3 protein-coding genes and 1 pseudogene are annotated in these 2,788 nt (G+C 40.2%); 2 read left to right on the top strand and 2 right to left on the bottom strand.

All coding sequences use genetic code 11. From position 1 onward, the window contains the following. Positions 1–719: transposase (locus tag CDZ78_RS06310; RefSeq protein ID WP_140413910.1), on the top strand; the 719-nt coding region annotated here is incomplete at its 5' end. On the opposite strand, the gene CDZ78_RS24240 is transcribed toward CDZ78_RS06310, so the two are convergent. Together CDZ78_RS24240 and CDZ78_RS06320 are read right to left on the bottom strand one after the other, a co-directional pair. Further along, positions 624–1,019 (bottom strand): ribbon-helix-helix domain-containing protein, encoded by a 396-nt coding sequence (locus CDZ78_RS24240; protein ID WP_373862445.1) that lies wholly within the window; start codon positions 1,017–1,019, stop codon positions 624–626. The genes CDZ78_RS06310 and CDZ78_RS24240 overlap by 96 nt on opposite strands. 206 nt (positions 1,020–1,225) lie before the next feature. Further along, positions 1,226–2,179: pseudogene (locus CDZ78_RS06320) on the bottom strand (DEAD/DEAH box helicase); the annotation flags it as partial. A gap of 359 nt (positions 2,180–2,538) precedes the next feature. Between CDZ78_RS06320 and CDZ78_RS21100 the strand changes: the two are divergent. Then, on the top strand, positions 2,539–2,788 hold a 250-nt coding region (locus CDZ78_RS21100), incomplete at its 3' end, for a hypothetical protein (RefSeq protein ID WP_140413911.1).

Genomic DNA, 2,788 nt, shown 5'->3' on the forward strand with positions numbered 1-2,788 from the left:
TTTCCTACGCCATGTTGTATTATCATATGCAAATGGGCGTGCATCCCGTTTTTCGCCTGCAGAAAAACACCTTTAAGGCGATTGATGATTTTAGAAACAGCACACAGACCGATCAAATTATCACACTCTTACCCACTAAAGAGACTCAGCGTGACATTCGCAAACAATATCCGGATATCCAGTTCAAAGCGCTCACCATCAGACTGATTAAATATACACTGGAGGGCAAGACCTACTGTATCGGCACAACATTGCTTGACGAACGATACACGATTGACGCATTAAAAGAGGTCTATCACGCCCGCTGGGGAATTGAAGAGCTGTATAAAATCAGTAAAAATATGATTGTGGTCGATGACTTCCATGGCCGAAGTGAGCGTACCGTAAAACAGGAATTGTTTGCCCATTTTGTACTGATCACCATGAGTAGACTCTGTACCAATGAATCTGAAAACTTATTAAATAGTCTGTTAAATCTGCAACCAGACGAAATGGATCCGAAACAAACAATACAGGCAAACTTTAAAAATAGCCTGGCAACCATGTCGAGGCATCTGGAAGATATCATGTTTGTTCCGGCACGCTGTATCAAAAAAGTGATGGATGACATTGTCAGCTCTATTTCACGAAATCATCAAAAGCTCAGACCGGGTCGATCCTATATTAGGAAATCCAAAAAGCCTGTGAACAAATGGCGGGGGTGTGAATCGACGGCCTAATGTAGAGTTGAAATGGGTAAAGTGATTTCTCATGCGATTGCATTCGTGCGGGCTCTTAACCGAAGGGGGTAATGGCTTAAGCGAATGCCATTGCCCCATACCCCTCCCTTCAGCTTTTATAAGTGCAACACGAATAGCCTCAATATCAGCATCTTGATTTTGTTCTTTACGAATTAAATCACGTAAAAATTCACTTTCATTACCATAGTTACCAGTTACAATTTGTGCCTTAATCCAAACATCTTGTTGTTCTGTAACAGTAATACTTTTTTTACCATCACCATTAAGTTTAATCTCCAAAAGTATCTCATGGGGTCAGCCAACTTGATTATTAACGAGGTCGTTTAATTTTAGTTCTTCACGCTGGCCGACCCCCTTGAAGATCTTCTCTTTTCCTTGGCGAGCTCTTTAAAACTTAGTCCGTAATTTGATAATTTATTTCAAATGGTTTTTCTGACTTCAATACGCCATAAGATAATAAATCATGATTTCCCCCTCAATTAACCTCAAATATTTTTGTTCTTTCTATTCTCTGGTTTATTGGCTGAGGTTTTACTGGGTGCTTTGCTTTTGCGAACATAGTTCAAAATTGAAACTGGAATCACTTTTCTAACCGGAAAACCTTCAATTTCTTTGCGGTTAATTATATGCTCTAAACGGCTTTCAATGGCGCATAGGTTTTTAAAATCGCCCATTGCAACAAATGAGATAGCTTCACCTGAAGCACCAGCACGACCTGTACGGCCAATGCGGTGGATGTATTCTTCAGGTTTAAAGGGTAGGTCGTAATTAACAACCCGACTAAGCTCACCAATATCTAAACCGCGGGCGGCAACCCCTGTGGCGACTAAATACTTTAGTTTTCCAGATTTAAAATCGGCCAAAATCTTTTCACGCATGGCCTGGCTTTTACCACCGTGAATGGCATTCGCTTCAATACCGCGTTTTGCAAGCTGATCGACCAGCTTGGCTGCACCGTGGTTTTTCTCGATAAAAATTAGCGCCTGATCCCACTTTTGCTCGTTAATTAAATGACTCAGCAATGCGGACTTTGTGTCTTTATCTACCGTTATTAACCATTGGTTTATATTGGGTGCTGTTGTGGTTTTCGGTGAAATAGCTATCTCAACGGCTGGATTGCTCATTTTACTATCAGAAAAACCACTGGCGATGGCGCGAACGTCATCGCTCATGGTAGCTGAAAATAATAGGTTCTGACGGGCTTCGGGTAAGCGCTCAATGATCTTATCGATATCATCAACAAACCCCATATCTACCATATCTAATACCAGTATTTCAAGTTCATCAAAATGCAGTGCACGCTGATGAGCCAAATCAAGCAACCTGCCTGGTGTCGCTACTAAAATATCAATGCCTTCGATTAAACGCTGCTTTTGTGGTTCGGAATCAACGCCGCCATAAACAGCCAGACAGCTTAGGTTAAGATATTTACTATACTGAAGTTTCCCAATAATTATTTATGGTAAAATTGAAACTATGCTACAACTATATGAAAAAAATAGTCTTTTCATTCGTTTCAAATGCTATTGCTTAAGGGGAATTAAGTAGGGGTTTGCTATAAACATCATCAGTGTTCCCATTGAAAGAAGAAGTACCTAAACAAAGCAGCCTATAACCTACCTGAAGGTAGCACCACTCGAATATTTCCATCTTTTTGATTTTAATCACTTATAACAGCAAATAGATACTCTGTAGGCACCGTAAAAAAACAACAAATAATTTCAAATAAAACTTGCAATTGCCGAAAAAGTTTTTCTAAAAATTTCCGTTTTAATCACCTCATAAACGGATATCACCCATGCTTAAAGACCTACCACTCTTTGAACATATTCACCAACACTGCAATGAAAGTATGGAACGTGCCCTGTTAGCAGAGCGTCATCCTTTGTGGGCTCGTTCATGCCCAGAGTTGAAGGATATCGACTTTATTCGCCTTGGGTTATTACGCTGTATCAGTGTAGTCGATAGTGGTCGCCATTTCCTCCAAACCAATGAACAGATTTATGGCCAGCTACTTCCCCACTCAACGTATTTTAAATCACTGAAGT

Origin of the sequence: Bathymodiolus platifrons methanotrophic gill symbiont, from assembly GCF_002189065.1 — a bacterium.
Lineage (GTDB): Bacteria > Pseudomonadota > Gammaproteobacteria > Methylococcales > Methylomonadaceae > Methyloprofundus.